Source organism: Streptomyces sp. C36 (assembly GCF_040932295.1).
Taxonomy (GTDB): domain Bacteria; phylum Actinomycetota; class Actinomycetes; order Streptomycetales; family Streptomycetaceae; genus Streptomyces; species Streptomyces triculaminicus.
The window spans coordinates 76,935-103,407 of sequence record NZ_JBFQGI010000009.1 but is presented as its reverse complement, the minus strand read 5'-3'; the positions used below and the strand labels follow the sequence as shown (position 1 = coordinate 103,407).

Sequence of the window (26,473 nt, the reverse complement as noted above, 5' to 3'; positions counted from 1 at the left end):
GGCGTGCCGTTCGTCAAGGCCTCTCGGCCCCCGGCCGGCCCCTCGTGGCGGCCGCACGGCCCGCCGACGGCGGCCCCGGTGGACGCGGCCACGACAGGACAACGAAGATCACCATACTCGTCCCCGCGAGCTCCCGCGCGCATCCCTCCCGGGAACGCCCAAGGGCGACCACCCGCATGGGTGATCGCCCTTAGGTTACTGACGTGCGTCAGCGAGGAGTCAGCAGACTCCGTGAAGTCACTTGACCTCGACGGAGGCGCCGGCGCCCTTGAGGGCCTCGGCGGCCTTCTCCGCGGCGTCCTTGGCGACCTTCTCGAGGACCGGCTTCGGGGTGCCGTCGACGAGGTCCTTGGCCTCCTTCAGGCCCAGGGAGGTCAGCTCACGCACGACCTTGATGACCTGGATCTTCTTGTCACCGGCGGCGGTGAGGATGACGTCGAACTCGTCCTGCTCCTCGACGGCGGCGGCGGCGTCGCCACCGGCGACACCGGCGACCATGACCGGCGCGGCAGCGGCGGCGGTGACGTCGAACTTCTCCTCGAACGCGGACACGAAGGCCGCGAGCTCGATGAGGGTCATCTCCTCGAACTGCGCGAGCAGCTCGTCCTGGGTCAGCTTCGCCATGGTGGCGGGTCCTTCCACTAAATCGGCAGGTGCCGGATGTACATGTCGGCGGGCGTACGGCCCGCTACGACCGGTGCCGGGTGGCACCGATCAATGCGCGAGCCGAATTACTCGGCACCGCCCTGCTCGGCGAGCTTGGCGCGCAGCGCGTCCGCAGTGCGGACGAGCTTCGTCGGCAGCGCCTGGAAGAGCGAGGCAGCCTGGGACTGCTTGCCCTTCATGGCACCGGCCAGCTTGCTGAGCAGAACCTCGCGGGACTCGAGGTCCGCAAGCTTCTTGATCTCATCGGCGGACAGCGCCTTACCGTCAAGGACACCGCCCTTGATGATCAGGTTGGGGTTCTCCTTGGCGAAGTCACGAAGACCCTTCGCCGACTCCACCGGGTCACCGGTGACGAAGGCAACGGCCGTCGGGCCAGCGAAGAGCTGGTCCTCCAGCGTGATCCCGGCCTCACGGGCGGCGATCTGGGTCAGCGTGTTCTTCACCACGGCGTACTGGGCGTTCTCACCGAGCGAACGGCGCAGCGTCTTGAGCTGCGCCACGGTGAGACCGCGGTACTCAGTCAGCACTGCGGCGTTCGAGCTGCGGAACTTGTCCGTCAGCTCGGCAACCGCAGAAGCCTTGGCGGACGTCGCCATGAGCCTCGGCCTCCTTCCGGGTGATTCATCGGACCGCATAGGCGCGAGAAGGGACCTGGGCAAAACGAAACGCCCCGGCGCAGGCGCTCGGGGCGTGACTCGACCGCGGGGACGTAATGCTCTTACGTCTCGGCGGGAGTGCAACCACAAATCACCTGCGCAGGTCGCCCGCAGCTAGCGGATCCTTCGGTCACCACACCTCCAGGAGGAGGCACAGCAACGACCAGCGGTCTTTGGCTTTCGATACTTTAGGTGATGGCGTCACGAAGACGCAAATCGAGCGGAAACCGGCCCTGCGGGCCCGTGAACGCCCTGTGCGCCACCCACCGACGAACCGGGCCCCGCACCCCCCGAAAGGGGTGCGGGGCCCGGCCCACGTCGCGTCACGCGCTACGAGAGAGTCCTCAGACCGTCTCGTCCTCGACCAGGAGGTTGCGGGTGCGGTTCGGGTCCAGCGCGATGCCGGGGCCCATCGTGGTGGTCAGGGTCGCCTTCTTGATGTAGCGGCCCTTCGCGGCGGACGGCTTGAGGCGGGTGATCTCCTCGAGCGCGGCGGCGTAGTTCTCCACCAGCTTGGCCTCGTCGAAGGAGACCTTGCCGATGATGAAGTGCAGGTTCGAGTGCTTGTCGACGCGGAACTCGATCTTGCCGCCCTTGATCTCCGTGACAGCCTTCGCCACGTCGGGGGTGACGGTGCCGGTCTTCGGGTTCGGCATCAGACCACGCGGACCGAGCACGCGGCCCAGGCGGCCGACCTTGCCCATGAGGTCCGGGGTGGCGACGACGGAGTCGAAGTCCAGGCGGCCCTTGGCGACCTCGTCGATGAGCTCGTCGGCGCCGACGATGTCGGCGCCGGCGGCACGCGCGGCCTCGGCACGGTCACCGGTCGCGAAGACCAGGACCCGGGCGGTCTTACCGGTGCCGTGCGGAAGGTTCACGGTGCCGCGGACCATCTGGTCGGCCTTGCGCGGGTCGACACCCAGACGCATGGCGACCTCGACGGTCGCGTCGAACTTGACGGAGGTCGTGTCCTTCGCCAGACGGACGGCCTCGAGCGGGGCGTACAGACGCTCCCGGTCGATCTTCGCGTCCGCGTTGCGAAGAGTCTTGCTGCGCTTCACTGAAACTCCTCAGTGGTGATTGGAGTCGTGGTGCGGGCCGCGCTGGCCCTTCCACGGGGTGCTACAGGGGGGTGGAGATCAGCCCTCGACCGTGATGCCCATGGAACGGGCGGTGCCGGCGACGATCTTCGTCGCGGCGTCCAGGTCGTTGGCGTTCAGGTCGGGCATCTTGGTCGTGGCGATCTCGCGGACCTGAGCCTCGGTGATCTTGCCGACCTTGGTCTTGTGCGGCTCGCCGGAGCCCTTCTGCACGCCCGCGGCCTTCAGGATCAGCTTGGCGGCCGGCGGAGTCTTGGTCACGAAGGTGAAGGAACGGTCCTCGTAGACCGTGATCTCCACCGGCACGACCATGCCACGCTGCGACTCGGTCGCGGCGTTGTAGGCCTTGCAGAACTCCATGATGTTGACGCCGTGCTGACCCAGCGCGGGGCCGACCGGCGGAGCCGGGTTGGCGGCACCGGCGTTGATCTGGAGCTTGATAAGCCCCGTGATCTTCTTCTTCTTGGGAGGCATTGCTCTCTCCGGGTCCTAGTGAGAGTTTTTTTGCCTACGCACACTGCGCGCAGGCATACCGCACCACGATAACGGGTAACGCGGCCGGGCCAAAAACCGACAGGTCAGACCGGCTGTATGTGCCGGTCTGACCTGTTCGGAAGCGTTTGCTCAGAAGTGTCAGTTCTTCTGGATCTGGTCGAAGCTGAGCTCGACCGGGGTCTCGCGGCCGAAGATCTCGACGAGGCCCTTGACCTTCTTCGAGTCGGCGTTGATCTCGTTGATCGTGGCCTGCAGCGTCGCGAACGGACCGTCGGTGACCGTGACCGAGTCGCCCACCTCGAAGTCCAGGACCTGGACCTCGACCTTGCGGCTGGGGGCCGGGCGGCCCTCGGCCTCGGCGGCCTCCTTGGCGGCCTTCGCCTCGGCCTCGGGGGCGAGCATCTTGACGATCTCGTCCAGGGTCAGCGGGTACGGGTCGTAGGCGTTGCCCACGAAGCCGGTGACGCCGGGGGTGTTGCGGACGACGCCCCAGGACTCGTTCGTCAGGTCCATGCGCACCAGCACGTAGCCGGGGAGCTTGTTCTGGCGGACGGTGCGGCGGTCGCCGTTCTTGATCTGGACGACCTCTTCCTGCGGCACCTCGGCCTGGAAGATGTAGTCCTCGACGTTCAGCGAGACGGCGCGCTGCTCGAGGTTGGTCTTCACGCGGTTCTCGTAACCGGCGTAGGTGTGGATGACGTACCACTCGCCGGGCAGGCCACGCAGCTCGTCGCGGAGCGCGTCGACCGGGTCGACCGGAGCGGCTTCCTCGGCGTCCTCGGCCTCGACGACCTCGGCGTCCTCCTCGGAGCCGGACTCGGCCTCGTCGCCCTCGACGTGCAGCGCGGCCTCTTCGGCCGGCTCGCCCGCGGCGGCTTCCTCGGCGTCCAGCTCGTCGGCGCCGTCGGCGTTCTCGACGATCTCCTGCGCGGTGTCGTCCTCGACCTCGGCCGAGACAGCCTCGTCAACGTTGGCCTCAGCCGCGACGGGCTCGGCGGCGTCGTTCAGGTTCGGGTCAGACACGTGGCTGCTTCTTCCTGGCTTCAAGGGGTGGAACGAGCGAAGAGGCGGCTCTCGGGGAGGGCCGCCTTACGCACGGGGCCGGCTCAGCCGAAGACGTACTTGACGGCCTGCTCAAACCCATAGTCAATCACGGTCACCAGACCAATGACGATGACAACGAAGACGATCACCACGGTGGTGTACGTCGACAGCTGGCTCCGGGTGGGCCAGACGACCTTACGGAGCTCGGCTACTACCTGACGGTAAAAGAGCGCGAGGCGTCCCAGAGGGCCCTTCTTCCCGCGCTTCCCGCCACGGCGGCCCTTCTTGGCGGCCACCTCGTCCTCGGGACGACCGCTCTCAGGCGTCGCGGTGGAGCCAAGGGCTTCCGTCACTACGTCCTCACCTGAATCCGGGTCGTGGCCGTGCCGCGCCCGGTTTGAGCCGCACGGCGGTGCATTTCAGTGCGTACGCATGCACGCACCCTGGTGACGATGCGTGTAGCAGGGCCGAAGGGACTTGAACCCCCAACCGCTGGTTTTGGAGACCAGTGCTCTACCAATTGAGCTACGACCCTTTGTGGTTCCCCCAACGTACCGCATCCACCCGGAAGCACGGTGTGCACGGAGCACGGTGTGCATGCATGGAGCGATTCGCCTGTGAGGGGCCAACGACGCATGAGTGTACGTGGTCCTGGCGCTGTCGTCGAACAGCCGGGGGCGCGGCGGCCTGCGACGGGCCCCCTGAAGGGCCTTCGCGACCGTCCGCGGAGGGCCTCGCCCGGCATCCGAAACCTGTGTGTCCGGCCCCCTGCCGGTCTGGGACGATGCCCCCATGAGCGACGCCACTCCTCCCGCCCAGCACCCCACCGAACGCCGGGTGTCGGCCCGCATCGGTGCGATCTCCGAGTCCGCCACCCTCGCCGTGGACGCCAAGGCCAAGGCCCTCAAGGCCGCCGGACGTCCGGTGATCGGCTTCGGCGCCGGCGAGCCCGACTTCCCCACTCCCGGGTACATCGTCGACGCCGCCATCGAGGCCTGCCGCGACCCCCGCTACCACCGCTACACCCCGGCCGGCGGTCTCCCCGAGCTGAAGGCCGCCATCGCCGCCAAGACGCTGCGCGACTCGGGCTACGAGGTCGAGGCCTCCCAGGTGCTCGTCACCAACGGCGGCAAGCAGGCCATCTACGAGGCCTTCGCCGCCATCCTCGACCCGGGCGACGAGGTCATCGTCCCGGCCCCGTACTGGACCACCTACCCCGAGTCGATCCGCCTCGCGGGCGGCGTGCCGGTGGACGTCGTCGCCGACGAGACCACGGGCTACCGGGTCTCGGTCGAGCAGCTGGAGGCGGCGCGCACGGAGCGGACGAAGGTCCTGCTCTTCGTCTCCCCCTCGAACCCCACCGGCGCGGTCTACTCCCGCGAGCAGGTGGAGGCCGTCGGCCGCTGGGCCGCCGAGCACGGCCTGTGGGTGCTCACGGACGAGATCTACGAGCACCTCGTCTACGGAGACGCGGAGTTCTCCTCGCTGCCGGTGGTCGTGCCGGAGCTGCGGGACAAGTGCGTCGTCGTCAACGGCGTCGCCAAGACGTACGCGATGACGGGCTGGCGCGTGGGCTGGATCATCGGCCCGAAGGACGTCGTCAAGGCCGCCACCAACCTGCAGTCGCACGCCACGTCGAACGTCTCGAACGTGGCCCAGGTGGCCGCCCTGGCCGCCGTCTCCGGCGACCTGACGGCCGTCGAGGAGATGAAGGTCGCCTTCGACCGCCGCCGGCGCACGATCGTGCGGATGCTCAACGAGATCGACGGCGTCCTGTGCCCCGAGCCCGAGGGCGCCTTCTACGCCTACCCGTCGGTCAAGGAGCTGCTCGGCAAGGAGATCCGTGGCCGCCGGCCGCAGACGTCCGTCGAGCTGGCCGCGCTGATCCTGGACGAGGCCGAGGTCGCCGTGGTCCCGGGTGAGGCGTTCGGTACGCCGGGCTACCTGCGCCTGTCCTACGCGCTGGGTGACGAGGATCTCGTCGAGGGCGTCTCGCGGATCCAGAAGCTGCTGGCGGAGGCGAAGGCGTAGCCGCCATTCCCCTCGCTTCCGTGCGGGCTCCCGGCTCCGGCCGGGGGCCCGCATGTTTTTCCGGCCCGCATGCGTTCCCACATGCGTTCCCGCATGTGTTTTCGGGGCGGCGCCCCTTCGGCGTCCTTCGGGAAAAGTCCCTTCCGGTTGCCGGACGGTTACGGCAAGATCCTGGGATGGAGAGTGTTCGTGACGTCCGGCTGCTGCCGAAAGCCCATCTGCACCTGCACTTCACGGGGTCGATGCGCCCCTCGACCCTGATGGAGCTCGCCGACAAGTACGGCGTGCACCTGCCGGAGGCGCTGCACGGTGGAGAGCCGCCGAAGCTGCGGGCCACGGACGAACGGGGCTGGTTCCGCTTCCAGCGGCTCTACGACATCGCCCGCTCGTGCCTGCGCTCCGAGGACGACATCCGGCGGCTGGTGCGCGAGGCCGCCGAGGAGGACGTCCGGGACGGCTCCCGGTGGCTGGAGATCCAGGTCGACCCCACCTCGTACGCGCCCCGGCTGGGCGGCCTGATCCCGGCGCTGGAGATCATCCTCGACGCGGTGGAGACGGCCTCCCGGGACACGGGCCTGGGCATGCGGGTGCTCGTCGCCGCCAACCGCATGAAGCACCCCCTGGACGCCCGGACCCTCGCCCGGCTCGCGGTGCGCTACGCCGACCGCGGCGTCGTCGGCTTCGGGCTCTCCAACGACGAGCGGCGCGGGCTCGCCCGCGACTTCGACCGGGCCTTCGAGATCGCCCGTGAGGGCGGTCTGCTGGCCGCCCCGCACGGCGGCGAGCTCACCGGGCCGAGCAGCGTGCGGGACTGCCTGGACGACCTGCACGCGGCCCGTGTCGGGCACGGTGTGCGGGCCGCCGAGGACCCGCGGCTGCTGCGCAAGCTCGCGGAGCGCGGCGTGACGTGCGAGGTCTGTCCGTCGTCGAACGTCGCCCTGGGTGTCTACGACAAGCCGGGCGACGTGCCGCTGCGCACGCTGTTCGAGGCGGGCGTGCCGATAGCGCTGGGCGCGGACGACCCCCTGCTCTTCGGCTCGCGGCTGGCCGCCCAGTACGAGCTGGCGCGCGAGCACCACGCCTTCACGGACGCGGAGCTGGCGGAGCTGGCGCGGCAGTCCGTACGGGGCTCGGCGGCGCCGGCGGACGTCCGGGCGGGGCTGCTGGCGGACATCGACGCCTGGCTGGCCCCTACAGGCTGACGCCCACCGTCACGGGCTCGTTCACGAGCGTGACCCCGAACGCCTCGTGGACGCCGTCACGGACCTCGCGGGCCAGGGCCAGCAGGTCCTCCGTGGTGGCCTCGCCGCGGTTGGTCAGGGCGAGGGTGTGCTTGGTGGAGATCCGGGCGCGCCCGGATCCGTAGCCCTTGGTGAAGCCCGCCCGGTCGATCAGCCACGCGGCGGACGTCTTGACCAGGCCGTCCCCGGCCGGGAAGGCCGGCGGCGCCACGTCCGGGCCGAGGCGCTCGGCCACGCGGGTCAGGAACGCGGTGTGCTCGGCGGCGGTGAGGACGGGGTTGGTGAAGAACGACCCGGCGGACCACGTGTCGTGGTCCTGGGGGTCGAGGACCATGCCCTTGCCGGCGCGGAGCTTGAGGACCGTCTCACGGGCGCGGGCGGCCGGGACGCGGTCTCCGGCCTCGACGCCGAGGGCGCGGGCGGTCTCGGGGTACTTCAGGGGCGCGGAGAGCCCTCCGGCGTCCTCCAGCTCGAAGCGGACGCGCAGGACGACGTAGCGCGTGGGGTCCTCCTTGAACCGGCTGTGGCGGTAGGAGAACGCGCACTCGGCGTTGGGGACGACCACCGTCTCGCCGGACCGGCGGTCGTAGGCGACGACCTCGGTGATCGTGGCGGAGACGTCCTGGCCGTAGGCGCCGACGTTCTGGATGGGCGTGGCGCCGGCCGAACCGGGGATACCGGCCATGCACTCGATGCCGGCGAGACCGGCCTCCACGGTGCGGGCGACGGCGTCGGACCAGTTCTCGCCGGCGGCGAGCTCGAGGCGGGTGCCCTGGAGGTCGAAGCCGGTGGTGGCGATGCGCAGGGCGGTGCCCTCGAAGCCCTTGTCGGAGATGACGAGGTTGCTTCCGCCGCCGATGATCAGCAGCGGGGTTCCGCTCGCGTCGGCCTCGCGGACCGCGTCGATCACCTCGGCGTCGGTGACGGCCGTGATCAGACGGGTCGCCGGGCCTCCGAGGCGGAAGGTGGTCAGGGGGGCGAGGGGGGCGTCGTGTCGTTCCTGCACGCGCACCAGGGTACGGGGGCGCGGACGCTGGTCCCGTCCGGTGCGGGCCGGACCTGCGCCACCGCCTCCACGCAGTAAGGGGCGCACCTCAAAGGAGGTGCGCCCCTTACCGTGTGTCGCGTCAGGCGAGCCGGACGACCGCGCGGGACATGCCGAGGACCTTGCGGCCCTCGTTCATGGCCACCAGGTCGACGCGGACCGTGCGGGCCTCGTCGTCGAGCATGGCCGCGATCTTGCCGCTGACCTCGATGACCGCGCCCTTGTCGTCATTGGGAACGACGACCGGCTTGGTGAAGCGGACGCCGTACTCGACCACGGCCGCCGGGTCACCGGCCCAGTCGGTCACCACGCGGATCGCCTCGGCCATGGTGAACATGCCGTGGGCGATCACGTCGGGGAGGCCGACCTCCTTGGCGAACTTCTCGTTCCAGTGGATCGGGTTGAAGTCGCCGGAGGCACCCGCGTAGCGCACCAGGGTGGCGCGGTCCACACGGAAGGACTGAGCGGGCAGCTCGGTGCCGACCTCGACGTCGGCGTAGGAGATCTTGGCGGCCATCACGCCTCCTCGGCGGCGCGCGCCACCAGCGTCGTGTACGCGGTCACGACGTGCCCGCCGTCCGCGTCGTGGACCTCGCCGCGCACCGACAGCACGTCGTTGCCCGCCAGGGACTTGATCGACTCGATCGTGGAGGTGACCGTCAGCCGGTCGCCCGCGTGAATCGGGCGGGTGTAGACGAACTTCTGGTCGCCGTGCACCACACGCGAGTAATCCAGTCCCAGCTGCGGGTCCTCGATGACCTTGCCGGCGGCCTTGAAAGTGATGGCGAACACAAAAGTCGGCGGGGCGATCACATCCGGATGGCCGAGCGCGACGGCCGCCGCGGAGTCGGTGTAGGCCGGATTGGCGTCGCCGACGGCCTCGGCGAATTCGCGGATCTTCTCCCGGCCGACTTCGTAGGGGTCGGTGGCCGGGTAGATCCGTCCGACGAAGGACTGGTCGAGCGCCATTGGCTCGGTACCTCCTGCTGGACTGGTGGAACCGGGAGTGAATACACCATGAGGCCGCCCCCAGCATCTGGGGGCGGCCTCATGGTCGAGACTTTGCGTCAGCGCGTTTCGCGGTGCGCCGTGTGGGCGTTGCAGCGCGGGCAGTGCTTCTTCATCTCAAGGCGGTCCGGGTCGTTGCGCCGGTTCTTCTTGGTGATGTAGTTCCGCTCCTTGCACTCCACGCAGGCCAGCGTGATCTTCGGGCGGACGTCGGTGGCAGCCACGTGAGTGCTCCTTGACGGAATGGACGGATTTAACGCAGAAAAGAGTAGCCGATCGGAGGACCGACCCCACAATCGGCTACTGTGTGTAGCGGTGACCGGACTTGAACCGGTGACACAGCGATTATGAGCCGCTTGCTCTACCGACTGAGCTACACCGCTTTGATGCGGGAGAGCTTCCCCGTCCTAAGACGGGGAAACCTTCCACACCAGAGCCCCAAAACGGAATCGAACCGTTGACCTTCTCCTTACCATGGAGACGCTCTGCCGACTGAGCTATTGGGGCGAGCGAGGAAGACATTACACGGTCTGCGGCCGAAGGTGAAATCCGTATCCGGCCGCCCTCGCCAGGGCCTTCTCCACGGCTCTCCCGCCCGGCCCGAGGACCACACCAGTACGACTATTCGTCGCCTGCTCGAACCGGCTTCCTAGGCGGCCTACGCTCGGACCACGCGCGTGATCATGCCCGCCCCGGCAGACCGGAGGATCGCGATGCCCGACAGTCAGCCGCAGCCCGCCAGAAGCCCCGACGGCGACGCCGCCGCCCCGCAGTCCGGCGACGGCCCCCTGGTGCTCTGCGGCGCCCGGCTCGCCGACGGCCGGGTCGTGGACGTGCGCCTGAGCGGCGGCCGCATCGAGGCCGTCGGCACGGCCGGCAGCCTCGCCCCCGGCCCGCGGGTCGACCTCGGCGGCTACGTCCTGCTGCCCGCCCCCGCCGAGCCGCACGCCCACTACGACACCGCGCTCACCGCCGACCTCGGCGGGCCCGTCCCGCACGCCCCCGAGGAGGTCCAGCGCCGGGCCACCGAGGCCGCGCTGCTCCAGCTGGGCCACGGCGTCACCGCCGTGCGCTCCCATGTGCGGATCGGCGACGTGCGGGAGCTGCGGGCGCTGGAGGCCGTGCTGCAGGCCCGGCGGGCGCTGCGCGGGCTGACCGAGCTCAGCGCCGTGGCGGTGCCCCGGCTGCTGACGGGCGCCGCAGGGGCGGACGGGCTGGCCATGCTGCGGGACGCGGTCAAGATGGGCGCCACCGTCGTCGGCGGCTGCCCCGACCTCGACCCCGACCCGGCGGGCTACGCCGAGGCCGTCCTCGGCATCGCCGCCGAGCACGGCTGCGCCGTCGACCTGCACACCGACGCCGCCGACCCGGCCCGGCTGGGGCGCCTGGCCGCCATGGCGGGCGGGCTGCGGCCCGGCGTGACCATCGGCCCGTGCGGGGGCCTCGCGCGGCTTCCGTACGACCAGGCCGTGCGAGCGGCCCAGCAGCTGGCCGCGGCCGGGGTGACCGTGGTCTGCCTGCCCCAGGGCGACTGCGGCGCCCTGGGGGCCGCCAGGGGGCCGTGGGGCGTGCCCGTACGGCTGCTGCGGGCGGCGGGCGTACGGGTGACCGCGGGCAGCGGGGCGCTGCGCGACGCCGCCAACCCCGTCGGCCGGGGCGATCCCCTGGAGGCGGCCTTCCTGCTGGCCTCGCGCGGCGAGCTGAGCCCGGAGCAGGCGTACGAGGCCGTGAGCGGGCACGCCCGGGCGGCGCTGGGGCTGCCGGAGGTACGGGTGGAGGCGGGGTTCCCGGCCGAGCTGCTGGCGGTGCGGGGCGGCGGGGTGGCCGCGGTGCTGTCCCTGGGCTACAGCCGGCTCGTGGTGCACAAGGGGCGCGTGGTGGCTCGGACGAGCGCGGTGCGGGAGTACGGCGACGTCCAGGCCACCGTGGCCCTCGACCTGCCCCGCCAGTCGCCACGCGGCGGAGATCCGGCCTGAGCCCCGGCGCCGGGGCGTACGGTCGGATCATGCGCATTGTCATCGCTGGAGGACACGGTCGGATCGCGCTACGGCTCGAGCGGTTGCTCGCCGGGCGCGGCGATGAGGTGGCGGGCGTCATCCGCCGCCCGGGACAGGCGGGAGACCTGCTGGCGGCCGGCGCCGAGCCGGTCGTGTGCGATCTGGAGTCGGCGAGCGTCGGGGACATCGCCCGGCACCTGGAGGGCGCGGACGCCGCCGTCTTCGCGGCCGGCGCGGGCCCGGGCAGCGGCGCCGAACGCAAGGACACCGTCGACCGCGCGGCCGCCGCCCTCTTCGCCGACGCGGCGGAGGCCGCCGGGGTGCGGCGCTTCCTCGTGGTCTCCTCGATGGGCGCCGACCGCGAGCCCCCGCCGGGCACGGACCCCGTCTTCGCCGCCTACCTGCGCGCCAAGGGCGCCGCCGACGCGGACATCCGCTCCCGGCCCGGGCTCGACTGGACGATCCTGCGCCCGGGCGCCCTGACGGACGAACCCGGCACGGGCCTGGTGACCCTCTCCACGGGCTCCACGGGCCGGGGCGCGGTGCCCCGCGACGACGTGGCGGCCGTGCTGGCGGCCCTGCTGGAGGACGAGCGGGGAAGCATGGGCCTGACGCTGGAACTGATCGGCGGCGACACGCCGGTGGCGGAGGCGGTCAAGGCCGTGGCGCCCTAGGCGGGCCGCGACACCGGCCCCGGGACGGCCCCCGCACGGTCCCGACACGGTCCCGACAACGAAAGAAGCCCCTGACCTTTTCAGGTCAGGGGCCTCGTTCCGTGGCGGCGCCAGGATTCGAACCTGGGTAGGCTAAGCCGACGGATTTACAGTCCGCTCCCATTGGCCACTCGGGCACACCGCCATGGGTGGTCGCCTCGGTCTCTCTTTCGAGCCGCTCCGGGGCAACGACGTAAACCATACCCGATGACCTGGGGTGGTCCGCCACTCGGTTCGCGGCCCCTCGATCACCCCCCGGGTGACTAGGCTGACCACGCGGCCCCCGCCGGGCCGCTCCCCCCTGACGGATCTACGCACGAGGAGCCAACTCAATATGGCCGACTCCAGTTTCGACATCGTCTCGAAGGTCGAGCGGCAGGAGGTCGACAACGCCCTCAACCAGGCCGCCAAGGAGATCTCCCAGCGCTACGACTTCAAGGGCGTCGGCGCCTCGATCGAATGGTCGGGCGAGAAGATCGAGATGCGGGCCAACTCCGAGGAGCGGGTCAACGCGGTCCTGGACGCCTTCCAGTCCAAGCTGATCAAGCGCGGCATCTCCCTGAAGGCCCTGGACGCCGGCGAGCCGCAGGCCTCCGGCAAGGAATACAAGCTCTTCGCCTCGATCGTGGAGGGCATCTCCCAGGAGAACGCCAAGAAGGTCGCCAAGATCATCCGCGACGAGGGCCCGAAGGGCGTCAAGGCCCAGGTCCAGGGCGAGGAGCTGCGCGTCTCCTCCAAGAGCCGCGACGACCTGCAGGCGGTCCAGGCGCTGCTCAAGGGCAAGGACCTGGACTTCGCGATCCAGTTCGTCAACTACCGCTAGCCGTCGGCCGGCAGGCGGAACCGCACGCCAAGAGGGCGCGCCGGGAGCGGAATTGTCTCCGCTCCCGGCGCGCCCTCTCGCGTGTCGCGTACCGGCGCCCGGTGGCTCAGCGCGTCGCGAACGGCCGGTCCGTCGGGACGATTTCACGGCCCAGCGGCATCAGCGAGATCGGGATCAGCTTGAAGTTCGCGATGCCCAGCGGAATGCCGATGATCGTCACGCAGAGCGCGATGCCGGTGAAGATGTGCCCCAGCGCCAGCCACCACCCGGCGAAGACGATCCAGATGATGTTGCCGATGAGCGAGCCCGCACCGGCGTCCCGCCGCTCGACCGTCGTACGGCCGAAGGGCCACAGGGCGTAGCCGGCGATCCTGAAGGACGCGATGCCGAACGGGATGGTCACGATGAGCAGGCAGCAGATCACGCCCGCGACGACGTACCCGATCGCCATCCAGAGTCCGCAGAGGACCAACCAGACAAGATTCAGGATCAACCTCATGTTTCCAAGCCTCTCAGGCGACCGGTTCTCCAACCAGTGAGACTCCGGAAGGGTGATCCGCGGTTGCGGGTTCCCGCAGGTGGGAGACCCTGAGATGCCCCCTAGGGGATGGCGGGGGCGGAACGGCGGGTCCTCGCCCGGCCCCCGGATGGGGCAACGCGGCGTGCCGCTTCCCCTCGCGCGTGCGGTCATGGAGGGATGACCCCGTCCGCGCGGACCGCACCCGAGGAGTTCCCATGCGCGCACACCTCATGACCGCAACGGCCCTCACGGCGGTGGCGCTGGCCGCCCTGGGCGCGTTCGGCGGCGCCCGGGCCCACGCGGCGGGGCCGGGGGACACCGGGCCCAAGGAGTGCCTGGAAGGGGGCGGGACGATCGAGGTGAGCGTGGGCGGCACGTTCCTCGCGCCCACCCTGCAGAAGGTCTGCGCCGGGGGCTCGCAGGACGGCCAGGTCCTCGGTTGGGACGCGCCCGCCCTCGGTCCGGACGCGCCCTAGCCGCCCTGGCCGCCGGCCATCCCCTCGAGGCGGCTGATGCGCTCGCGCATCGGGGGGTGGGTGGAGAAGAGCTTGGTCATGCCCTCCCCCGCGCGGAACGGGTTCGCGATCATCATGTGGCTCGCCGTCTCCAGGCGCGGCTCGGGCGGCAGGGGCAGCCGCTGGGTGCCCGCCTCGAGCTTGCGGAGGGCGGAGGCGAGGGCCAGGGGGTCGCCGGTCAGGCGGGCGCCGGAGGCGTCGGCCTCGTACTCGCGGGAGCGACTGACGGCGAGCTGGATCAGGGAGGCCGCGATGGGGCCCAGCAGCATGATCATGATCATGCCGATGATGCCGGGGCCCTCGTCGTCGTCCGAGCGGCCGATGGGGATCAGCCAGGCGAAGTTGACCAGGAACATCACCACCGACGCCAGCGCGCCCGCCACGGAGGAGATGAGGATGTCGCGGTTGTAGACGTGACTGAGCTCGTGGCCGATGACGCCGCGCAGCTCGCGCTCGTCGAGCAGGCGCAGGATGCCGTCGGTGCAGCAGACGGCGGCATTGCGGGGATTGCGGCCGGTGGCGAAGGCGTTGGGGGCCTCGGTCGGGGAGATGTAGAGGCGGGGCATGGGCTGGCGGGCGGCCGTGGAGAGCTCGCGCACCATGCGGTAGAGCTGGGGGGCCTCGAACTCGCTGACCGGGCGGGCCCGCATCGCGCGCAGGGCGATCTTGTCGCTGTTCCAGTAGGCGTAGGCGTTGGTGCCGAGCGCCACCAGGACGGCGACGATCAGGCCCGTACGCCCGAACATACTGCCGATGACGATGATGAGCGCGGACAGCCCTCCGAGGAGCACGGCCGTCCGGAGCCCGTTGTGCCGGCGGTGCACGGTACGCCCTCCAAATGGTGCGGCAGGGGAACCCTTGAACCAGTGGAACCTTTCGAACTGGTCAACGCCAGGCGAGGAGCGCCAGTTCCCCCGCCCACCCCGTCCGGCCCTGGACCGGCCGGGTGATTCCCGCCGCGACCGGGTGATTCCGCCGCGGCCCGCCCGGCGCCCGCCCGCGGCGGCGCCCCTGCGGCAGCGTCCCTACAGCAGCGCCTGCGAGGCGAAGCGCAGCACCAGCTGCGGGGCGCCGGAGAGCACCACGCCGGTCACGGCCGCCAGGGCGATGGCCGCGGTCAGGCTGCGCGAGGTGCGCAGCGGCAGCCGCTCCGCCTCGGTCCCGGCGCCGCGGAAGAGCACCGCGGTCCACCGCAGGTAGTAGTAGAGGGCGATCACGACGTTGACGGCCATGACGACCGCCAGCCAGCCCAGTCCCGCGTCGACCGCCGCCGAGAACACGGTGACCTTCGCGAAGAGGCCGATGACGCCCGGCGGCAGGCCCGCCAGGCACAGCAGGAAGAAGCCCAGGGCGAGGGCGGCGAGCGGGCGGCGGGTGTACAGGCCGCGGTAGTCGTCGATCCGGTTGGCCGGGCTCGTGCGGGCCACCAGGGCGGCGACGGCGAAGGCGCCGAGGTTCACGGCGGCGTACATCAGGGCGTACGCGACGGTGGAGCCGATGGCCCGGGAGGCGTCGTCGGCGTAGCCGGCGGCGGCGATCGGGACCAGCAGATAGCCCGCCTGGCCGACCGAGGACCAGGCCAGCAGCCGGACGGCGCTGCGCTCGCGGTCGGGGCGCTGACGCAGCGCGGCGACGTTGCCGGCGGTCATGGTGAGCGCGGCGAGCACGGCGAGGGCCGGGGCCCACACGTCGGCGTACGAGGGGAAGGCGACGACCGTCACCAGGATGAGCCCGGTGAAGCCGACGGCCTTGCCGATGACCGACAGGTAGGCGGCGACCGGCAGCGGGGCGCCCGCGTAGGTGTCGGGCACCCAGAAGTGGAAGGGGACGGCCGCGGTCTTGAAGGCGAAGCCGACGAGCGTCAGGGCGACGCCCGCCTGGGCCAGGACCGCCAGGCGCGGGTCGACGTGGGTGAGGCCGTCGGCGATGCGGGTGAGGTGCAGGGTGCCGGTGGCGGCGTAGACGAAGCTCGCGCCCAGCAGCGTGACCGCGGTCGCGGTGACGGAGGAGAGGAAGAACTTCAGCGCCGCCTCGGAGGAGCGGCTGTCGCCGCGGCGCAGGCCGACGAGCGCGAAGGCGGGCAGCGAGGCCACCTCGAGGGCCACGACGAGGGTCGCGAGGTCCCGGGAGGCGGGCAGCAGCGCGGCGCCGGCGGCGGAGGACAGGAGCAGGAACCAGAACTCCCCGGCGGGGAGTTTGGAATCCGCGATGTCGCTGAAGGACAGCAGGGACGTCAGCAGCGCTCCGCCCAGCACGAGCAGCTGGATGACGAGCGTGAAGTGGTCGGCGGTGTAGCTGCAGGCGCCGCCGCCCGTGGTGCCGGTGAGGCAGAACGTCGAGCGGTCGCCGTCCAGCAGCGGCAGGAGCGAGAGCCCGGCGAGGACCAGGCCGGTGACGGCGATCCACCCGAGAAGGGGCTTCCTGCCCTCGGGCAGGAAGAGGTCGGCCACCAGGATGCCCAGCGCCACGACGGCCGTGATCGTGGGCGGGGCGATGGCGAGCCAGTCGACGGACTGGACCAGGGAGGAGCCCATCAGTTGCCACCTCCGAGGAGCTGCTGAACGGCCGGGTCGGTGAGGCCGAGGAGGGCCGCGGGCCAGAGTCCGGCGAGGACGGTGAGGGCGACGAGGGGGGTCCAGGCGGCGAACTCGTACGGATGGACGTCGGCGAGCGCGCCGGACGGGCCGGGGGCGGTGGCGGGCGTGACGCCGTCCCCGTCCCCGTCGCCGCCCATGCACACCCGGCGGACGACGACGAGCAGGTACGCGGCCGTCAGCAGCGTGCCGAGGCCGGCCAGGACCATGAAGGTGAGGAACGCGGGGCGGCTGAGCCCGTCGGCGGGGCGGAAGGAGGCGAACATCGCCAGCATCTCGCCCCAGAACCCGGCGAGGCCGGGCAGTCCGAGGGAGGCCACGGCGCCGAAGGCCAGCAGGCCGCCCAGGCGGGGGGCCCTGCCGTAGAGCGCCGCACCCGTGAGGCCGGAGAGCTTGTCGAGGTCGCTGGTGCCGTAGCGGTCCTTGATGGCGCCGACGAGGAAGAAGAGCAGGCCGGTGATCAGGCCGTGGGCGATGTTGGCGAACAGCGCGCCGTTGACCCCGGTGGGGGTGAGCGTGGCGATGCCCAGCAGCACGAAGCCCATGTGGCCGACGGAGGAGAAGGCGATCAGGCGCTTGAGGTCGCCCTTCCCGCCGGAACGGGCCAGGGCCAGGCAGACCAGCGAGCCGTAGACGATGCCGACGGCCGCGAAGGCCGCGAGGTAGGGCGCGAAGGTGTGGGCGCCCTCCGGCGCGATCGGCAGGACGATCCGGACGAAGCCGTACGTGCCCATCTTCAGCAGGACGCCCGCCAGCAGCACCGAGCCGACGGTCGGGGCGGCGGTGTGGGCGTCGGGCAGCCAGCTGTGCAGGGGCCACATCGGGGCCTTGACGGCCAGGCCGATCCCGATGGCCAGGACCGCGATGACCTGCGTGGTGTGGCCGAGCCCGGACCCGTTGTCAGTGGCCAGTGCCACCATGTCGAACGTGCCGCCCTTGATGCCGATGAGGAGGAGGCCGAGCAGCATCACGACGGAGCCGAGCAGGGTGTAGAGGATGAACCGCCACGCGGCGCGCTCCCTGCCCTCGCCGCCCCAGCGGGCGATGAGGAAGTACATCGGGATGAGCACCATCTCGAAGGCCAGGAAGAACAGCATCAGGTCGAGGACGGCGAAGGTCGCCAGGGTGCCGGACTCGAGCACGAGGAGCAGCGCGACGAATGCCTTGGGGGACGGGCCCGACGGCATCTTGAAAAAGCTGTACAGCGCGCAGAGGAAGGTCAGCAGCGCCGTCAGGACGAGGAGGGGGAGCGAGATGCCGTCGACGCCGAGGTGGATACGCACGCCGAGCGCCGGGATCCAGCTGATGTCGGTGGTCGCCTGCATGCGCGCCGGCTGGTCGTGGTCGAAGCCGGCGGCCAGGGCCACGGACAGCGCGAGGACCGCGCCGGTGACGGTCACGCCGTGACGGAGCACGGCCTGATCCGGGTCCTTGCCCTTCAGCCCGGGCGGGGCGGGCAGCAGGGCGGCCACGGCTCCGACGAGGGGGACGACGACGATCGCGGCGAGGAGGATCTGCATGACGGTATGACTCACGGTCAGGCTCCGGTGGCGACGAGTACGGCGGCGACGGCCAGGACGACGGAGCCGGCGAGCAGGGCGCTGAGGTAGGTCTGCACGTTGCCGGTCTGGGCGCGGCGGACGGCCGCGCCGAGCAGGCGGGGGGCGCCGCCCGCGCCGCGCACGTACGCCTCGACGACCTCGCGGTCGAGGAAGCGGGCGAGGCGGGCGGCGGCACGCGTCGGCCGGACGAAGAGCGCGGAGTACACGGCGTCGAGGTGGAAGCCGCCGACCGCGTGGCGGTGCAGGGGACCGAGCAGGAGCCTGCCCGGGTCGGCGGGGTCGGGGGCGCCCGCGATGCCGCTGTAGGCGGCCTCGTGGGTGGCGATGGTCTCCTCCTCGGAGACGTACGGGGCGGCCCCGGGGTCCGCGGCCACGGCGCCCAGGGGGGTGCGGGCGGCGTACGCGGCGGTCCTGCGCCAGGCCGCGTACATGACGATCACGCCGGCGAGGGCGAGGCCGGTGGAGAGGACGGAGGTGGTGAGCGTCGGGGTCAGCGACCCCCCGTCGAACCAGTCGGGCAGCTTCCAGGCGGCCAGGCCGAGCGCGGCGGTGGGGAGGAAGAGGACCCACAGGACGGCGTTCATGGCGAGCGGCTCGCGGCCGTGCCCGGCGGCCTCGGCGCCCTTGCCGTGGAACGCCAGCAGCCACAGGCGGGCCGCGTAGGCGGCGGTGAGCAGGGCGGTGAGCAGGCCCGCGACCAGCACGATCCAGCCCGCGGCGGCCGGGATGCCGTGGGCGTCGCCGGTGCTCGCGTGCTCGGCCGCGCCGAGGACGGCCTCCTTGGAGAAGAAGCCGCTGAAGGGCGGGATCGCGGCGAGGGCGAGGAGGCCGACGGTCATCGTCCAGTAGGCGTCGGGGACGCGCTTGGCGAGGTGGTTCATCCGCGACATCGCGGCCAGCGAGTTCGTCCCCGCCGCGTGGATGATCACGCCCGCGCCGAGGAAGAGGAGGGCCTTGAACGCGCCGTGCGAGATGAGGTGGAAGACGGCCGCGCCGCGGTCGCCGACGGCGAGGGCGCCGGTCATGTAGCCGAGCTGGCCGACGGTCGAATAGGCCAGGACGCGCTTGATGTCGTCCTGGGCGAGGGCGGCGAGCGCCGAGCCGGCCATGGTCACCGCGGCCATCACGGCCATCACGACCAGGGCCGCCGCCGAGGCGGCGAAGACGGGGAGGAGCCGGGCGATGAGATAGACGCCGGCCGCGACCATCGTCGCGGCGTGGATCAGCGCCGACACCGGAGTGGGGCCGGCCATCGCGTCGGGCAGCCAGGTGTGCAGGGGGAACTGCGCGGACTTGCCCGCGACGCCGGCCAGGAGCAGCAGCGCCACCAGGGTGGGGTGCTCGATGCCGCCCGAGACGGCGGTCGTGAGGATGCCGTTGATCCGGAAGGTTCCGGCGTCGGCGGCCAGCGCGAAGACGCCGATCAGGAAGGGGACGTCGCCCAGCTTGGTGACCAGGAAGGCCTTGAGGGAGGCGGACCGGGCGGCCCGGGTCTCCCAGTAGTGGCCGACGAGGAAGTACGAGCAGATGCCCATGACCTCCCAGCCGACCAGCAGCACCATCAGGTCGCCGGAGTAGACGACGAGCAGCATCGCCGAGGTGAAGAGGGAGACGAGGGCCGCGTAGGAGGGGTAGCGGGGGTCGTCGCGCAGGTAGGCGGTCGAGTAGAGCTGGACGCAGGTCGCCACGATCCCGGCGAGCACGGCGACCAGCACGGCGAAGCCGTCCAGGTGCAGGGCGAGGTCGATGGGCACGGACCCGGTGGGGGTGAGCCGGGTCGCGGCGTCGAGGGGCTTCCCCCCGCCCTGCTGCCAGGCGACGACGACCGCGAGCACCGCGGCGGCCAACGTCGGCAGCACGGCCAGCGGCCGTACGGCACCGGGCACGCGGCGGCCGAGCAGAAGGCCGGCGGCGGCGCCGAGGAAGGGCAGCAGGGGGACGAGGACGGCGGTGGTCGTGGTGCTCACGCGGCGGCCTCGGCCTTCTCCTCGCGGTCTGCGCGGTCGGGGTCGGGTCGGTGGGCGTCCTCGCCGAGGTCGCGGAGCCGGTCGACGTCGGCGGTGCCGCGGTTGCGGTACACCTGCAGGACGATCGCCAGGCCGATGCCGATCTCGGCGGCGGCGATGGCGATGGTGAAGAGGGTGAGCGCCTGGCCCGCGTGGAGCGTGTCGCGCAGCCACACGTCGAAGGCGACGAGGTTGAGGTTGACGGCGTTGAGCATCAGCTCGACGGACATCAGGACGAGGATCGCGTTGCGCCGGGCGAGCACGCCGTACAGGCCCACGCAGAAGAGGAGGGCCGCGAGGACGGCCGCGTAGACGAGGTGCATCAGCGCTCCTCCTTCTTCCTGCGGGAGAGGACGATCGCGCCGACGAGCGCGGCGAGCAGCAGCACGGACAGCGCCTCGAACGGCAGCACCCAGTGCCGGAAGAGGATCTCCCCGGAGACCTTGGTGGAGCCCTGGGGCGCGCCGCGCAGGTCGATCCAGGTCGTACGGAAGGCGTCCACGACCACCCAGACCAGCGCGGCGGCGGCCGCGACGGCCACGCCGAGGGCGGGCCACCGGTTGGCCGAGTCGGCGTCCGGCGAGCGGCCGATGGGCGCCTTGGTGAGCATGAGTCCGAAGAGGAGCAGGACCACGACCGAGCCGACGTAGATCAGCACCTGCACCCAGGCGATGAACTCCGCCGTCAGCAGCAGGTACTCCACGGCCAGCCCGCCGAGCGCCATCACCAGCCAGAGCGCGGCGTGCACCAGCTGCTTGGTGGTGACGGTGACGACGGCCGCCCCCAGGGTCGCGATGCCCACCAGGAGGAAGGCGACCTCGACGCCGGACGGGGAGAGGAAGCCGTTCGCCTGGGCGGCGAGCGTGGCGGTGCCGGTCACGCCTCTCCCTCCTGCTGCTGTGCTGCCAGTTTCTCGGCCGTCTTGCGGGCCGCCGCGATCTCCTTCGGCTCCTCGGCCGCCGGATCGAGCGCGGGCGGCTCGGGCACGGTCCACATCCACTCGCGGAGCTTGTCCCGCTCGTGGGTCAGCTCGTGGATGTCCGTCTCCGCGTACTCGAACTCCGGCGACCAGAAGAGCGCGTCGAACGGGCACACCTCGATGCAGATGCCGCAGTACATGCACAGGGCGAAGTCGATCGCGAAGCGGTCGAGGACGTTACGGCTGCGCTCGCGGCCGCCCGGGGTGGCGGCCGGCACCGTCTCCTTGTGGGAGTCGATGTAGATGCACCAGTCCGGGCACTCGCGCGCGCACAGCATGCACACCGTGCAGTTCTCCTCGAACAACCCGATGACGCCGCGCGTGCGGGGCGGCAGCTCGGGCTGCACGTCGGGGTACTGCGCGGTCACCGAGCGACGGGTCATCGTACGAAGGGTGACGGCCAGGCCCTTGGCCAGGCCGGAGCCGGGAATGGCCATTACTGGGTCACCACCTTGACGACGCCGGTCAGCGCGATCTGCGCCAGAGCGAGCGGAATGAGAACGGTCCACGCCAGCTTCTGCAGCTGGTCCTCGCGCAACCGCGGATAGCTCACCCGCAGCCAGATCACGACGAAGGCCAGCAGTGCCGTCTTGAGCAGCGTCCACAGCCAGCCCAGGCCGTCGGCCCCGAAGGGGCCGTGCCAGCCGCCGAGGAAGAGCACGGTCGTCAGACCGCACAGCACGACGATGCCCGCGTACTCCGCGAGCAGGAACATCGCGAAGCGCAGGCCCGTGTACTCGGTGTACGCGCCGAAGATGATCTCCGAGTCGGCCACCGGCATGTCGAACGGCGGCCGCTGCAGCTCCGCCAGACCCGCCGTGAAGAACACGAGCCCGCCGACGATCTGCCACGGCACCCACCACCAGTGGAAGGCGTCCACGATCCCCGGCAGCGACACCGTGCCCGCCGCCATCGCCACCGAGGCCGCCGCCAGCAGCATCGGCAGCTCGTACGCCATCAGCTGCGCCGCGGTCCGCAGGCCGCCGAGCAACGAGAACTTGTTCGCCGAGGCCCAGCCCGCCATCAGCGAGCCCAGCACGCCGACGCCCATGACCGCCAGCACGAAGAAGATGCCCGCGTCGATGAACTGACCCACCGCGTTGCCGGGCCCTATCGGGATCGCCACCAGCACCAGCAGATACGGCAGCAACGCCACCGCCGGCGCGAGCTGGAAGATCCTCCGGTCCGCGCCCGTCGGCACGATGTCTTCCTTCTGCGCGAACTTCACACCGTCCGCCACCAGCTGTGCCCAGCCGTGGAACCCACCGGCGTACATCGGGCCCAGACGGCCCTGCATGTGCGCCATCACCTTGTGCTCCGTCTGCCCGATGGCCAGCGGCAGCACCAGGAAGACCACGAAGACGGCGGCAAGGCGCAGGACGACGTCCAAAATGTCGCTCATGCGGGGTCGCCTCCGGCGGGGTTCGTGTCGTTCTCGGTCCCGCCGCTTCCGGCTGCGCCGGGCTTGCGGGGTTCTTCGGCCTCAGCCGGTTCGGCTGCCGGTTCGGCTGCGCCGGGCTCGCCGGGTTCGCCGGTGGCGGCTGAGGGCTCGGCTTCGCCGGGGGGCTCCGAGGCCGGGGCCTGGGGTTCCGGTCGGGTCGGCACCGCCGGGGCGGGCCGCGCGGGCTCGCCGCCGTCGCGGCGGGAAGGAGCGGGCCCGGCCTCGGCCGGGGTCTCGGGGGCCGGGGCCTTGGGCTCCGGGCCGGTCGGCACCGCCGGGGCGGGCCGCGTGGGCTCGCCGCCGTCGCGGCGGGAAGGAGCGGGCTCGGCCTCGGCCGGGGTCTCGGGGGCCGGTTTCGCCGTGGGGTCGTCGAAGGCCGGGCGGGCGTGGTGCCAGGGGGCGTCGGACGAGCGGGGCGCCGGGCGCGTGGCCTGCGGCTCCGCGGCCGCCTCGCCGGCCTGCCTCGCCGAGCCGTCCGCCGCGCTACGGGTACGACGGGGCGCAGCCTCGCCGGCCTGGCTCGCCGAGCCGTCCGCCGCGCTACGGGTACGCCGGGGCGTGGGCGCAGCGCCCTCCGCCTGGCTCGCCGAACCCTCCGCCGCACTCCGCGTACGACGGGGCGCAGCCTCGCCGGCCTGGCTCGCCGAACCCTCCGCCACACTCCGCGCACGGCGCGGCACGGCCTCGCCGGCCTGGCTCGCCGAACCCTCCGCCACACTCCGCGCACGGCGCGGCACGGCCTCGCCGGCCTGGCTTGCCGAGCCCTCCGCCACGCTGCGCGCACGGCGCACCGGGCGGTCCGTGCCGGCGGCCGCGCCGGCGGCGCGGGGGGTGCGGGGGGTGCGGGCGGGGGCCGGTGGGAGTTGGCCCTTGAGGGGGCCCCATTCGTTGGGGTCGGGGACGCCCGGCGGGAGCATCTGGCGGCGCTTGGGGCCGCCCTCCGCCGACTCGCCCGGCTCCTTGGCGCCCGGCCAGGCCTTGGCCACGCGGGCCGCGAGGACGAAGTCCTTGCGGAGGGGGTGGCCCTCGAAGTTCTCCGGCAGGAGCAGCGGCACGAGGTGGGGGTGGCCGGTGAAGTCGACGCCGAACATCTCGTGGGTCTCCCGCTCGTGCCACGCCGCGCCGGCGTAGACGCCGACGGCGGTCGGCAGCGCGGGGGCGTCGTGCGGCACGGTCGTACGCAGGAGCAGCCGGCGGATGCCGTGCGGGCTCTCGCCGGCGCCGGGCAGCGCGGCCACGTGGGCGCACACGCGGAAGCCCGTAGCGGGCTCGTCGACGGCGCTGAGCCAGTCGAAGAAGGTGCAGCCGAGCCGGTCCCGGGCGGTCTCGAGCGCGGTGATCCAGGCCTCGGTGGGCACGTCGACGGTGAGCAGGCCGTAGGCCTCTTCCGCGCTCGCGCCCTCGCCGAACAGCTCGGCGGCGCCGACGGGCAGCCAGCCCACGGCCGGCTGGGTCACGTCGGCCTCCGGCGCAACGGACGGCGTCGCATCGGACGGCGTCTCATCCGGCTGGGTCGGCTCGCTCATCGGTCCGTCTCCTCGGCACCCTGGCCCGTCGCGTCCGGCGCCTGCGGTGCCGTGGGCGCCGCGGGCGGGGTCACCAGGCCGCTGCGCAGCTGGCCGACCGAGGCCCGGCCGCCCGCGGCGGAGCCGTACCGCTCGCCCAGCGACTCCTGGGCGATCTTTTCCTGCAGCTTGATGATTCCCTGCAGCAGCGCCTCGGGGCGCGGCGGGCAGCCCGGTACGTAGACGTCCACGGGGATGATCTGGTCGACTCCCTTGGTCACGGAGTACGAGTCCCAGTAGGGACCGCCGCAGTTCGAGCAGGCGCCGAAGGAGATGACGTACTTCGGCTCGGGCATCTGCTCGTACAGCCGCTTGACGGCCGGTGCCATCTTGTCCGTCACCGTGCCGGAGACGATCATGAGGTCGGCCTGCCGGGGGCCCGGCGCGAAGGGGATGACGCCGAGGCGGATGAAGTCGTGCCGGGCCATGGAGGCGGCGATGAACTCGATCGCGCAGCAGGCCAGCCCGAAGTTGAAGACCCACAGGCTGTAGCGCCGGCCCCAGTTCAGGACGACCTTCATGGGCTCGGGCGCGAGGCGGGCCAGCGGCCCGAGGCGGCGCGGCTCCGGGAGGTCCACGGGCGCGGTCACTGGCGGTGTCACGTCCATTCGAGGACGCCCTTCTTCCATGCGTACAACAGGCCCACGGCGAGGAAGCCGAGGAAGATGAACATCTCCACCAGCGTCGCTCCGCCGAAGCCCGGCGCGGCGAACACCGTCGCCCAGGGGAACAGGAAGATCGAGTCCACCGCGAAGATCACGTACAGGAAGGCGTAGACGTAGTAGCGGACCTGGGTGTGCGCCCAGCCCTCGCCGACGGGGTCCACGCCGCACTCGTAGGTGAGCAGTTTCTCCGGCGTCGGCGCCACCGGCCGCAGGAGCCGTCCGGCCCCGAAGGCCACGGCGACGAAGAGCACTCCGATCACCGCGACGAGGCCGACCACGGAATAGGCGTGGAAGTACTCCGCCGCGAGCTGGACATCGGCGCTGCTGGTGCGCACGGTTGCCTCCGGCACGTCCGCCCCTCGTTCCCTGTCCTGTTTGTTCGACGATCTGTACGCACGCGAGTCTAGGCCCTGCCGGCGCCGGGGTGAGCCGCGCTGTCCGGCCGGAGGTGGGGTTATCCCCACCCGCCCCCACCCATGGCCCCCATGGCGACGGCCGGTACGGGCCGGGCAGGCTTGCCGTATGAACGCCAGCAGCGCCGGCAGCGAAACTACTGATTCCGCTTCCGCCGAGGACCACCTGCCACCCGCCCGTTTCGCCTTCGGGGCGCGGACCTGGAAGGAGGTGGCACACCTCCTCCTCAACCTGCCCGAGGGCATCCTCGGCTTCCTCTACGTCTCCCTCTGGCTCTACGCGGGCGTCGCTCTGGCCGTCACCGTCGTGGGCCTGCCGCTGCTGGCCCTGGGCCTGATGGGGGCCCGGGTGCTGGGGCGGGTGGAGCGGGGGCGGGCGCGCCGCCTGCTGGGCCTGCGGATCGACGAGCCCAGCCCGCTGGCGCGCGGCCGGGCGGACCGGGGCTTCTTCGGCTGGCTGTGGGCGACGCTGAAGGACCCGGTGGCGTGGCGCAGCACGCTGTACGCGTTCATACGATTGCCATGGGGTGTTCTCACGTTCTGCGTCACCCTGGTCTCGCTGTTCGTCGCCTGGCCGGTTCTGGGGCATCTGGCGCGGGCCATGACGCTCGTGGACCGGGCGATGGTGCGCGGCCTGCTGTCCCCCTCGAGCGAGCTGGAACGGCGGGTGGCCGAGCTGGAGGAGGACCGGGGCGTGGTGGTCGACACCGCCGCCGCCGACCTGCGCCGCATCGAGCGCGACCTGCACGACGGCGCCCAGGCCCGCCTCGTCGCCCTCGCCATGGGCCTCGGCCTGGCCAAGGAGAAGCTGCTGGAGGATCCGGACGCGGCGGCGCGGATGGTCGACGAGGCACACGGCGAGGTGAAGCTCGCCCTCCAGGAGCTGCGCGACCTCGCCCGCGGCATCCACCCGGCGATCCTCACCGACCGCGGACTCGGCCCGGCGCTGTCGTCGGTGGCGACGCGCTGCACGGTCCCGGTGCGGGTGGCGGTGGACCTGCCGGCCCGGCCGGCGCCCGCGATCGAGGGCATCGCCTACTTCACCGTCTCCGAGCTCCTGCAGAACATCAGCAAGCACAGCCGGGCGGCCATGGCGGACGTCGAGGTGTGGCGGAAGCGGGACCGGCTGCTGATCCAGGTGCGCGACGACGGGCGCGGCGGCGCCTCCACGGCCGGGGGCAGCGGACTGGCCGGGCTGGCCGAGCGGCTGGGGTCGGTCGACGGGCTGTTCGTGGTGGACTCCCCCGCCGGCGGCCCGACGGTCGTCACGGCCGAGCTGCCCTGGCGGGACCGTACCGGTGGCTGACGCCCGGGACCGTACCGGCGGCTGACGTCACGGGACCGTACCGGCGGCTGACGTCACGGCCCCGTACCGGCGGCTGACGTCACGGCGG

The 26,473-nt window shown here is 71.8% G+C and carries 29 protein-coding genes and 4 tRNA genes; 7 read left to right on the top strand and 26 right to left on the bottom strand.

The annotated features are described in order from the left end of the window. Positions 1-237 precede the first annotated feature (237 nt). The 7 genes from rplL to AB4K12_RS26080 all read right to left on the bottom strand — a co-directional run bounded on the left by rplL (position 238) and on the right by AB4K12_RS26080 (position 4,496). Positions 238-624 carry a 50S ribosomal protein L7/L12 gene (gene rplL / locus AB4K12_RS26110; RefSeq protein WP_190066352.1) on the bottom strand — a complete coding sequence of 129 codons (387 nt, stop codon included), beginning with the start codon at positions 622-624 and terminating at the stop codon, positions 238-240. A 107-nt stretch (positions 625-731) separates the two neighbouring features. Beyond that, entirely contained in the window at positions 732-1,262 is a 531-nt protein-coding gene (gene rplJ / locus AB4K12_RS26105) for a 50S ribosomal protein L10 (RefSeq protein WP_086567313.1), read from the bottom strand. Between the two features lie 404 nt (positions 1,263-1,666). After that, entirely contained in the window at positions 1,667-2,383 is a 717-nt protein-coding gene (gene rplA, locus AB4K12_RS26100) for a 50S ribosomal protein L1 (RefSeq protein WP_086567315.1), read from the bottom strand. 78 nt (positions 2,384-2,461) lie between these two features. Continuing rightward, entirely contained in the window at positions 2,462-2,896 is a 435-nt protein-coding gene (gene rplK, locus AB4K12_RS26095; protein ID WP_086567317.1) for a 50S ribosomal protein L11, read from the bottom strand. A 159-nt stretch (positions 2,897-3,055) separates the two neighbouring features. Further along, positions 3,056-3,940 carry a transcription termination/antitermination protein NusG gene (nusG, locus tag AB4K12_RS26090; protein WP_368436663.1) on the bottom strand — a complete coding sequence of 295 codons (885 nt, stop codon included), beginning with the start codon at positions 3,938-3,940 and terminating at the stop codon, positions 3,056-3,058. A gap of 83 nt (positions 3,941-4,023) precedes the next feature. Continuing rightward, positions 4,024-4,314, bottom strand: coding sequence for a preprotein translocase subunit SecE (gene secE, locus AB4K12_RS26085; protein WP_086567320.1), 291 nt, complete (start codon positions 4,312-4,314; stop codon positions 4,024-4,026). A 109-nt stretch (positions 4,315-4,423) separates the two neighbouring features. Continuing rightward, a tRNA-Trp gene (locus tag AB4K12_RS26080) sits at positions 4,424-4,496 on the bottom strand. Between the two features lie 257 nt (positions 4,497-4,753). On the opposite strand from AB4K12_RS26080, the gene AB4K12_RS26075 reads away from it, so the two are divergent. Beyond that, a complete protein-coding gene (locus tag AB4K12_RS26075; RefSeq protein ID WP_086567322.1) occupies positions 4,754-5,992 on the top strand; it encodes a pyridoxal phosphate-dependent aminotransferase in 1,239 nt (412 codons plus the stop codon). 176 nt (positions 5,993-6,168) lie between these two features. Then, positions 6,169-7,194, top strand: a complete 1,026-nt coding sequence (locus AB4K12_RS26070; RefSeq protein ID WP_368436660.1) for an adenosine deaminase — start codon at positions 6,169-6,171, stop codon at positions 7,192-7,194. Here AB4K12_RS26070 and AB4K12_RS26065 read toward each other — a convergent pair. The 6 genes from AB4K12_RS26065 to AB4K12_RS26040 all read right to left on the bottom strand — a co-directional run bounded on the left by AB4K12_RS26065 (position 7,184) and on the right by AB4K12_RS26040 (position 9,793). Continuing rightward, entirely contained in the window at positions 7,184-8,239 is a 1,056-nt protein-coding gene (locus AB4K12_RS26065; protein WP_368436658.1) for a UDP-N-acetylmuramate dehydrogenase, read from the bottom strand. The two genes, AB4K12_RS26070 and AB4K12_RS26065, sit on opposite strands and share 11 nt — an antisense overlap. A 121-nt stretch (positions 8,240-8,360) precedes the next feature. Next, complete coding sequence (locus AB4K12_RS26060; RefSeq protein WP_086567325.1) at positions 8,361-8,795, bottom strand: MaoC family dehydratase; 435 nt, start codon at positions 8,793-8,795, stop codon at positions 8,361-8,363. Continuing rightward, positions 8,795-9,247, bottom strand: a complete 453-nt coding sequence (locus tag AB4K12_RS26055; protein WP_086567326.1) for a MaoC family dehydratase N-terminal domain-containing protein — start codon at positions 9,245-9,247, stop codon at positions 8,795-8,797. The genes AB4K12_RS26060 and AB4K12_RS26055 overlap by 1 nt, the downstream gene beginning before the upstream one ends. Before the next feature lie 98 nt (positions 9,248-9,345). Further along, positions 9,346-9,510: a 50S ribosomal protein L33 gene (rpmG, locus tag AB4K12_RS26050; RefSeq protein ID WP_004571794.1), complete on the bottom strand. Its 165-nt coding sequence runs from the start codon at positions 9,508-9,510 to the stop codon at positions 9,346-9,348. 86 nt (positions 9,511-9,596) lie between these two features. Beyond that, positions 9,597-9,669 (bottom strand) — tRNA-Met (locus AB4K12_RS26045). Between the two features lie 51 nt (positions 9,670-9,720). After that, a tRNA-Thr gene (locus AB4K12_RS26040) sits at positions 9,721-9,793 on the bottom strand. 206 nt (positions 9,794-9,999) lie between these two features. Here AB4K12_RS26040 and AB4K12_RS26035 point away from each other — a divergent pair. Together AB4K12_RS26035 and AB4K12_RS26030 are read left to right on the top strand one after the other, a co-directional pair. After that, entirely contained in the window at positions 10,000-11,262 is a 1,263-nt protein-coding gene (locus AB4K12_RS26035; protein ID WP_368436655.1) for an amidohydrolase family protein, read from the top strand. Between the two features lie 29 nt (positions 11,263-11,291). Further along, complete coding sequence (locus AB4K12_RS26030; protein ID WP_368436654.1) at positions 11,292-11,957, top strand: NAD(P)H-binding protein; 666 nt, start codon at positions 11,292-11,294, stop codon at positions 11,955-11,957. Positions 11,958-12,059: 102 nt separating this feature from the next. Here the strand turns inward: AB4K12_RS26030 and AB4K12_RS26025 are convergent. Next, positions 12,060-12,141, bottom strand: a tRNA-Tyr gene (locus AB4K12_RS26025). A 189-nt stretch (positions 12,142-12,330) separates the two neighbouring features. On the opposite strand from AB4K12_RS26025, the gene AB4K12_RS26020 reads away from it, so the two are divergent. Further along, complete coding sequence (locus tag AB4K12_RS26020) at positions 12,331-12,819, top strand: YajQ family cyclic di-GMP-binding protein (RefSeq protein ID WP_368436652.1); 489 nt, start codon at positions 12,331-12,333, stop codon at positions 12,817-12,819. Positions 12,820-12,925: 106 nt separating this feature from the next. Here the strand turns inward: AB4K12_RS26020 and AB4K12_RS26015 are convergent, their stop codons facing one another. Next, entirely contained in the window at positions 12,926-13,318 is a 393-nt protein-coding gene (locus AB4K12_RS26015; RefSeq protein ID WP_086567334.1) for a YccF domain-containing protein, read from the bottom strand. A 236-nt stretch (positions 13,319-13,554) separates the two neighbouring features. Between AB4K12_RS26015 and AB4K12_RS26010 the strand changes: the two genes are divergently transcribed. Further along, entirely contained in the window at positions 13,555-13,815 is a 261-nt protein-coding gene (locus AB4K12_RS26010) for a hypothetical protein (RefSeq protein WP_368436651.1), read from the top strand. Here AB4K12_RS26010 and htpX read toward each other — a convergent pair. The 11 genes from htpX to AB4K12_RS25955 all read right to left on the bottom strand — a co-directional run bounded on the left by htpX (position 13,812) and on the right by AB4K12_RS25955 (position 25,016). Next, positions 13,812-14,678 carry a zinc metalloprotease HtpX gene (gene htpX, locus AB4K12_RS26005; RefSeq protein ID WP_368436649.1) on the bottom strand — a complete coding sequence of 289 codons (867 nt, stop codon included), beginning with the start codon at positions 14,676-14,678 and terminating at the stop codon, positions 13,812-13,814. The genes AB4K12_RS26010 and htpX overlap by 4 nt on opposite strands. A 201-nt stretch (positions 14,679-14,879) precedes the next feature. Then, the gene (locus AB4K12_RS26000; protein WP_368436647.1) at positions 14,880-16,388 is read right to left on the bottom strand and encodes an NADH-quinone oxidoreductase subunit N; all 1,509 of its coding nucleotides are present in this window, start codon (positions 16,386-16,388) and stop codon (positions 14,880-14,882) included. Beyond that, positions 16,388-17,968: a NuoM family protein gene (locus AB4K12_RS25995; protein ID WP_368436947.1), complete on the bottom strand. Its 1,581-nt coding sequence runs from the start codon at positions 17,966-17,968 to the stop codon at positions 16,388-16,390. Before AB4K12_RS25995 ends, AB4K12_RS26000 begins: the two co-directional genes overlap by 1 nt. Before the next feature lie 17 nt (positions 17,969-17,985). Further along, positions 17,986-19,977, bottom strand: a complete 1,992-nt coding sequence (locus tag AB4K12_RS25990; RefSeq protein ID WP_368436645.1) for an NADH-quinone oxidoreductase subunit L — start codon at positions 19,975-19,977, stop codon at positions 17,986-17,988. Further along, on the bottom strand, positions 19,974-20,339 hold the full coding sequence (gene nuoK, locus AB4K12_RS25985; protein ID WP_086567342.1) for an NADH-quinone oxidoreductase subunit NuoK: 366 nt from the start codon (positions 20,337-20,339) through the stop codon (positions 19,974-19,976). Before nuoK ends, AB4K12_RS25990 begins: the two co-directional genes overlap by 4 nt. Then, on the bottom strand, positions 20,339-20,896 hold the full coding sequence (locus AB4K12_RS25980; RefSeq protein ID WP_368436643.1) for an NADH-quinone oxidoreductase subunit J: 558 nt from the start codon (positions 20,894-20,896) through the stop codon (positions 20,339-20,341). Before AB4K12_RS25980 ends, nuoK begins: the two co-directional genes overlap by 1 nt. Next, positions 20,893-21,432 carry an NADH-quinone oxidoreductase subunit I gene (locus tag AB4K12_RS25975; RefSeq protein WP_368436641.1) on the bottom strand — a complete coding sequence of 180 codons (540 nt, stop codon included), beginning with the start codon at positions 21,430-21,432 and terminating at the stop codon, positions 20,893-20,895. Before AB4K12_RS25975 ends, AB4K12_RS25980 begins: the two co-directional genes overlap by 4 nt. Next, the gene (locus AB4K12_RS25970; RefSeq protein ID WP_362254219.1) at positions 21,432-22,397 is read right to left on the bottom strand and encodes a complex I subunit 1 family protein; all 966 of its coding nucleotides are present in this window, start codon (positions 22,395-22,397) and stop codon (positions 21,432-21,434) included. The genes AB4K12_RS25975 and AB4K12_RS25970 overlap by 1 nt, the downstream gene beginning before the upstream one ends. Continuing rightward, positions 22,394-23,962 carry an NADH-quinone oxidoreductase subunit C gene (locus AB4K12_RS25965; RefSeq protein WP_368436639.1) on the bottom strand — a complete coding sequence of 523 codons (1,569 nt, stop codon included), beginning with the start codon at positions 23,960-23,962 and terminating at the stop codon, positions 22,394-22,396. The genes AB4K12_RS25970 and AB4K12_RS25965 overlap by 4 nt, the downstream gene beginning before the upstream one ends. Next, positions 23,959-24,609 carry an NADH-quinone oxidoreductase subunit B gene (locus AB4K12_RS25960; RefSeq protein ID WP_368436638.1) on the bottom strand — a complete coding sequence of 217 codons (651 nt, stop codon included), beginning with the start codon at positions 24,607-24,609 and terminating at the stop codon, positions 23,959-23,961. Before AB4K12_RS25960 ends, AB4K12_RS25965 begins: the two co-directional genes overlap by 4 nt. Next, a complete protein-coding gene (locus tag AB4K12_RS25955) occupies positions 24,600-25,016 on the bottom strand; it encodes an NADH-quinone oxidoreductase subunit A (protein WP_368436637.1) in 417 nt (138 codons plus the stop codon). The genes AB4K12_RS25960 and AB4K12_RS25955 overlap by 10 nt, the downstream gene beginning before the upstream one ends. A 172-nt stretch (positions 25,017-25,188) precedes the next feature. On the opposite strand from AB4K12_RS25955, the gene AB4K12_RS25950 reads away from it, so the two are divergent. After that, a complete protein-coding gene (locus AB4K12_RS25950; RefSeq protein WP_368436636.1) occupies positions 25,189-26,385 on the top strand; it encodes a sensor histidine kinase in 1,197 nt (398 codons plus the stop codon). Positions 26,386-26,473: the final 88 nt, after the last annotated feature.

Bases quoted from the DNA above. Each gene is read 5' to 3' on its own strand.
- AB4K12_RS26060 (WP_086567325.1), bottom strand. From the start codon at position 8,795: ATGGCCGCCAAGATCTCCTACGCCGACGTCGAGGTCGGCACCGAGCTG.
- AB4K12_RS26055 (WP_086567326.1), bottom strand. From the start codon at position 9,247: ATGGCGCTCGACCAGTCCTTCGTCGGACGGATCTACCCGGCCACCGAC.
- AB4K12_RS26015 (WP_086567334.1), bottom strand. From the start codon at position 13,318: ATGAGGTTGATCCTGAATCTTGTCTGGTTGGTCCTCTGCGGACTCTGG.
- AB4K12_RS26070 (WP_368436660.1), top strand. From the start codon at position 6,169: ATGGAGAGTGTTCGTGACGTCCGGCTGCTGCCGAAAGCCCATCTGCAC.
- rplJ (WP_086567313.1), bottom strand. From the start codon at position 1,262: ATGGCGACGTCCGCCAAGGCTTCTGCGGTTGCCGAGCTGACGGACAAG.
- AB4K12_RS26000 (WP_368436647.1), bottom strand. From the start codon at position 16,388: ATGGGCTCCTCCCTGGTCCAGTCCGTCGACTGGCTCGCCATCGCCCCG.
- AB4K12_RS26010 (WP_368436651.1), top strand. From the start codon at position 13,555: ATGCGCGCACACCTCATGACCGCAACGGCCCTCACGGCGGTGGCGCTG.
- AB4K12_RS26020 (WP_368436652.1), top strand. From the start codon at position 12,331: ATGGCCGACTCCAGTTTCGACATCGTCTCGAAGGTCGAGCGGCAGGAG.
- AB4K12_RS25965 (WP_368436639.1), bottom strand. From the start codon at position 23,962: ATGAGCGAGCCGACCCAGCCGGATGAGACGCCGTCCGATGCGACGCCG.
- AB4K12_RS25975 (WP_368436641.1), bottom strand. From the start codon at position 21,432: ATGGCCATTCCCGGCTCCGGCCTGGCCAAGGGCCTGGCCGTCACCCTT.
- rplL (WP_190066352.1), bottom strand. From the start codon at position 624: ATGGCGAAGCTGACCCAGGACGAGCTGCTCGCGCAGTTCGAGGAGATG.
- AB4K12_RS25970 (WP_362254219.1), bottom strand. From the start codon at position 22,397: ATGAGCGACATTTTGGACGTCGTCCTGCGCCTTGCCGCCGTCTTCGTG.
- AB4K12_RS26030 (WP_368436654.1), top strand. From the start codon at position 11,292: ATGCGCATTGTCATCGCTGGAGGACACGGTCGGATCGCGCTACGGCTC.
- nuoK (WP_086567342.1), bottom strand. From the start codon at position 20,339: ATGCACCTCGTCTACGCGGCCGTCCTCGCGGCCCTCCTCTTCTGCGTG.
- AB4K12_RS26035 (WP_368436655.1), top strand. From the start codon at position 10,000: ATGCCCGACAGTCAGCCGCAGCCCGCCAGAAGCCCCGACGGCGACGCC.
- AB4K12_RS25960 (WP_368436638.1), bottom strand. From the start codon at position 24,609: ATGGACGTGACACCGCCAGTGACCGCGCCCGTGGACCTCCCGGAGCCG.
- rplK (WP_086567317.1), bottom strand. From the start codon at position 2,896: ATGCCTCCCAAGAAGAAGAAGATCACGGGGCTTATCAAGCTCCAGATC.
- AB4K12_RS25950 (WP_368436636.1), top strand. From the start codon at position 25,189: ATGAACGCCAGCAGCGCCGGCAGCGAAACTACTGATTCCGCTTCCGCC.
- AB4K12_RS26075 (WP_086567322.1), top strand. From the start codon at position 4,754: ATGAGCGACGCCACTCCTCCCGCCCAGCACCCCACCGAACGCCGGGTG.
- AB4K12_RS25995 (WP_368436947.1), bottom strand. From the start codon at position 17,968: ATGCAGATCCTCCTCGCCGCGATCGTCGTCGTCCCCCTCGTCGGAGCC.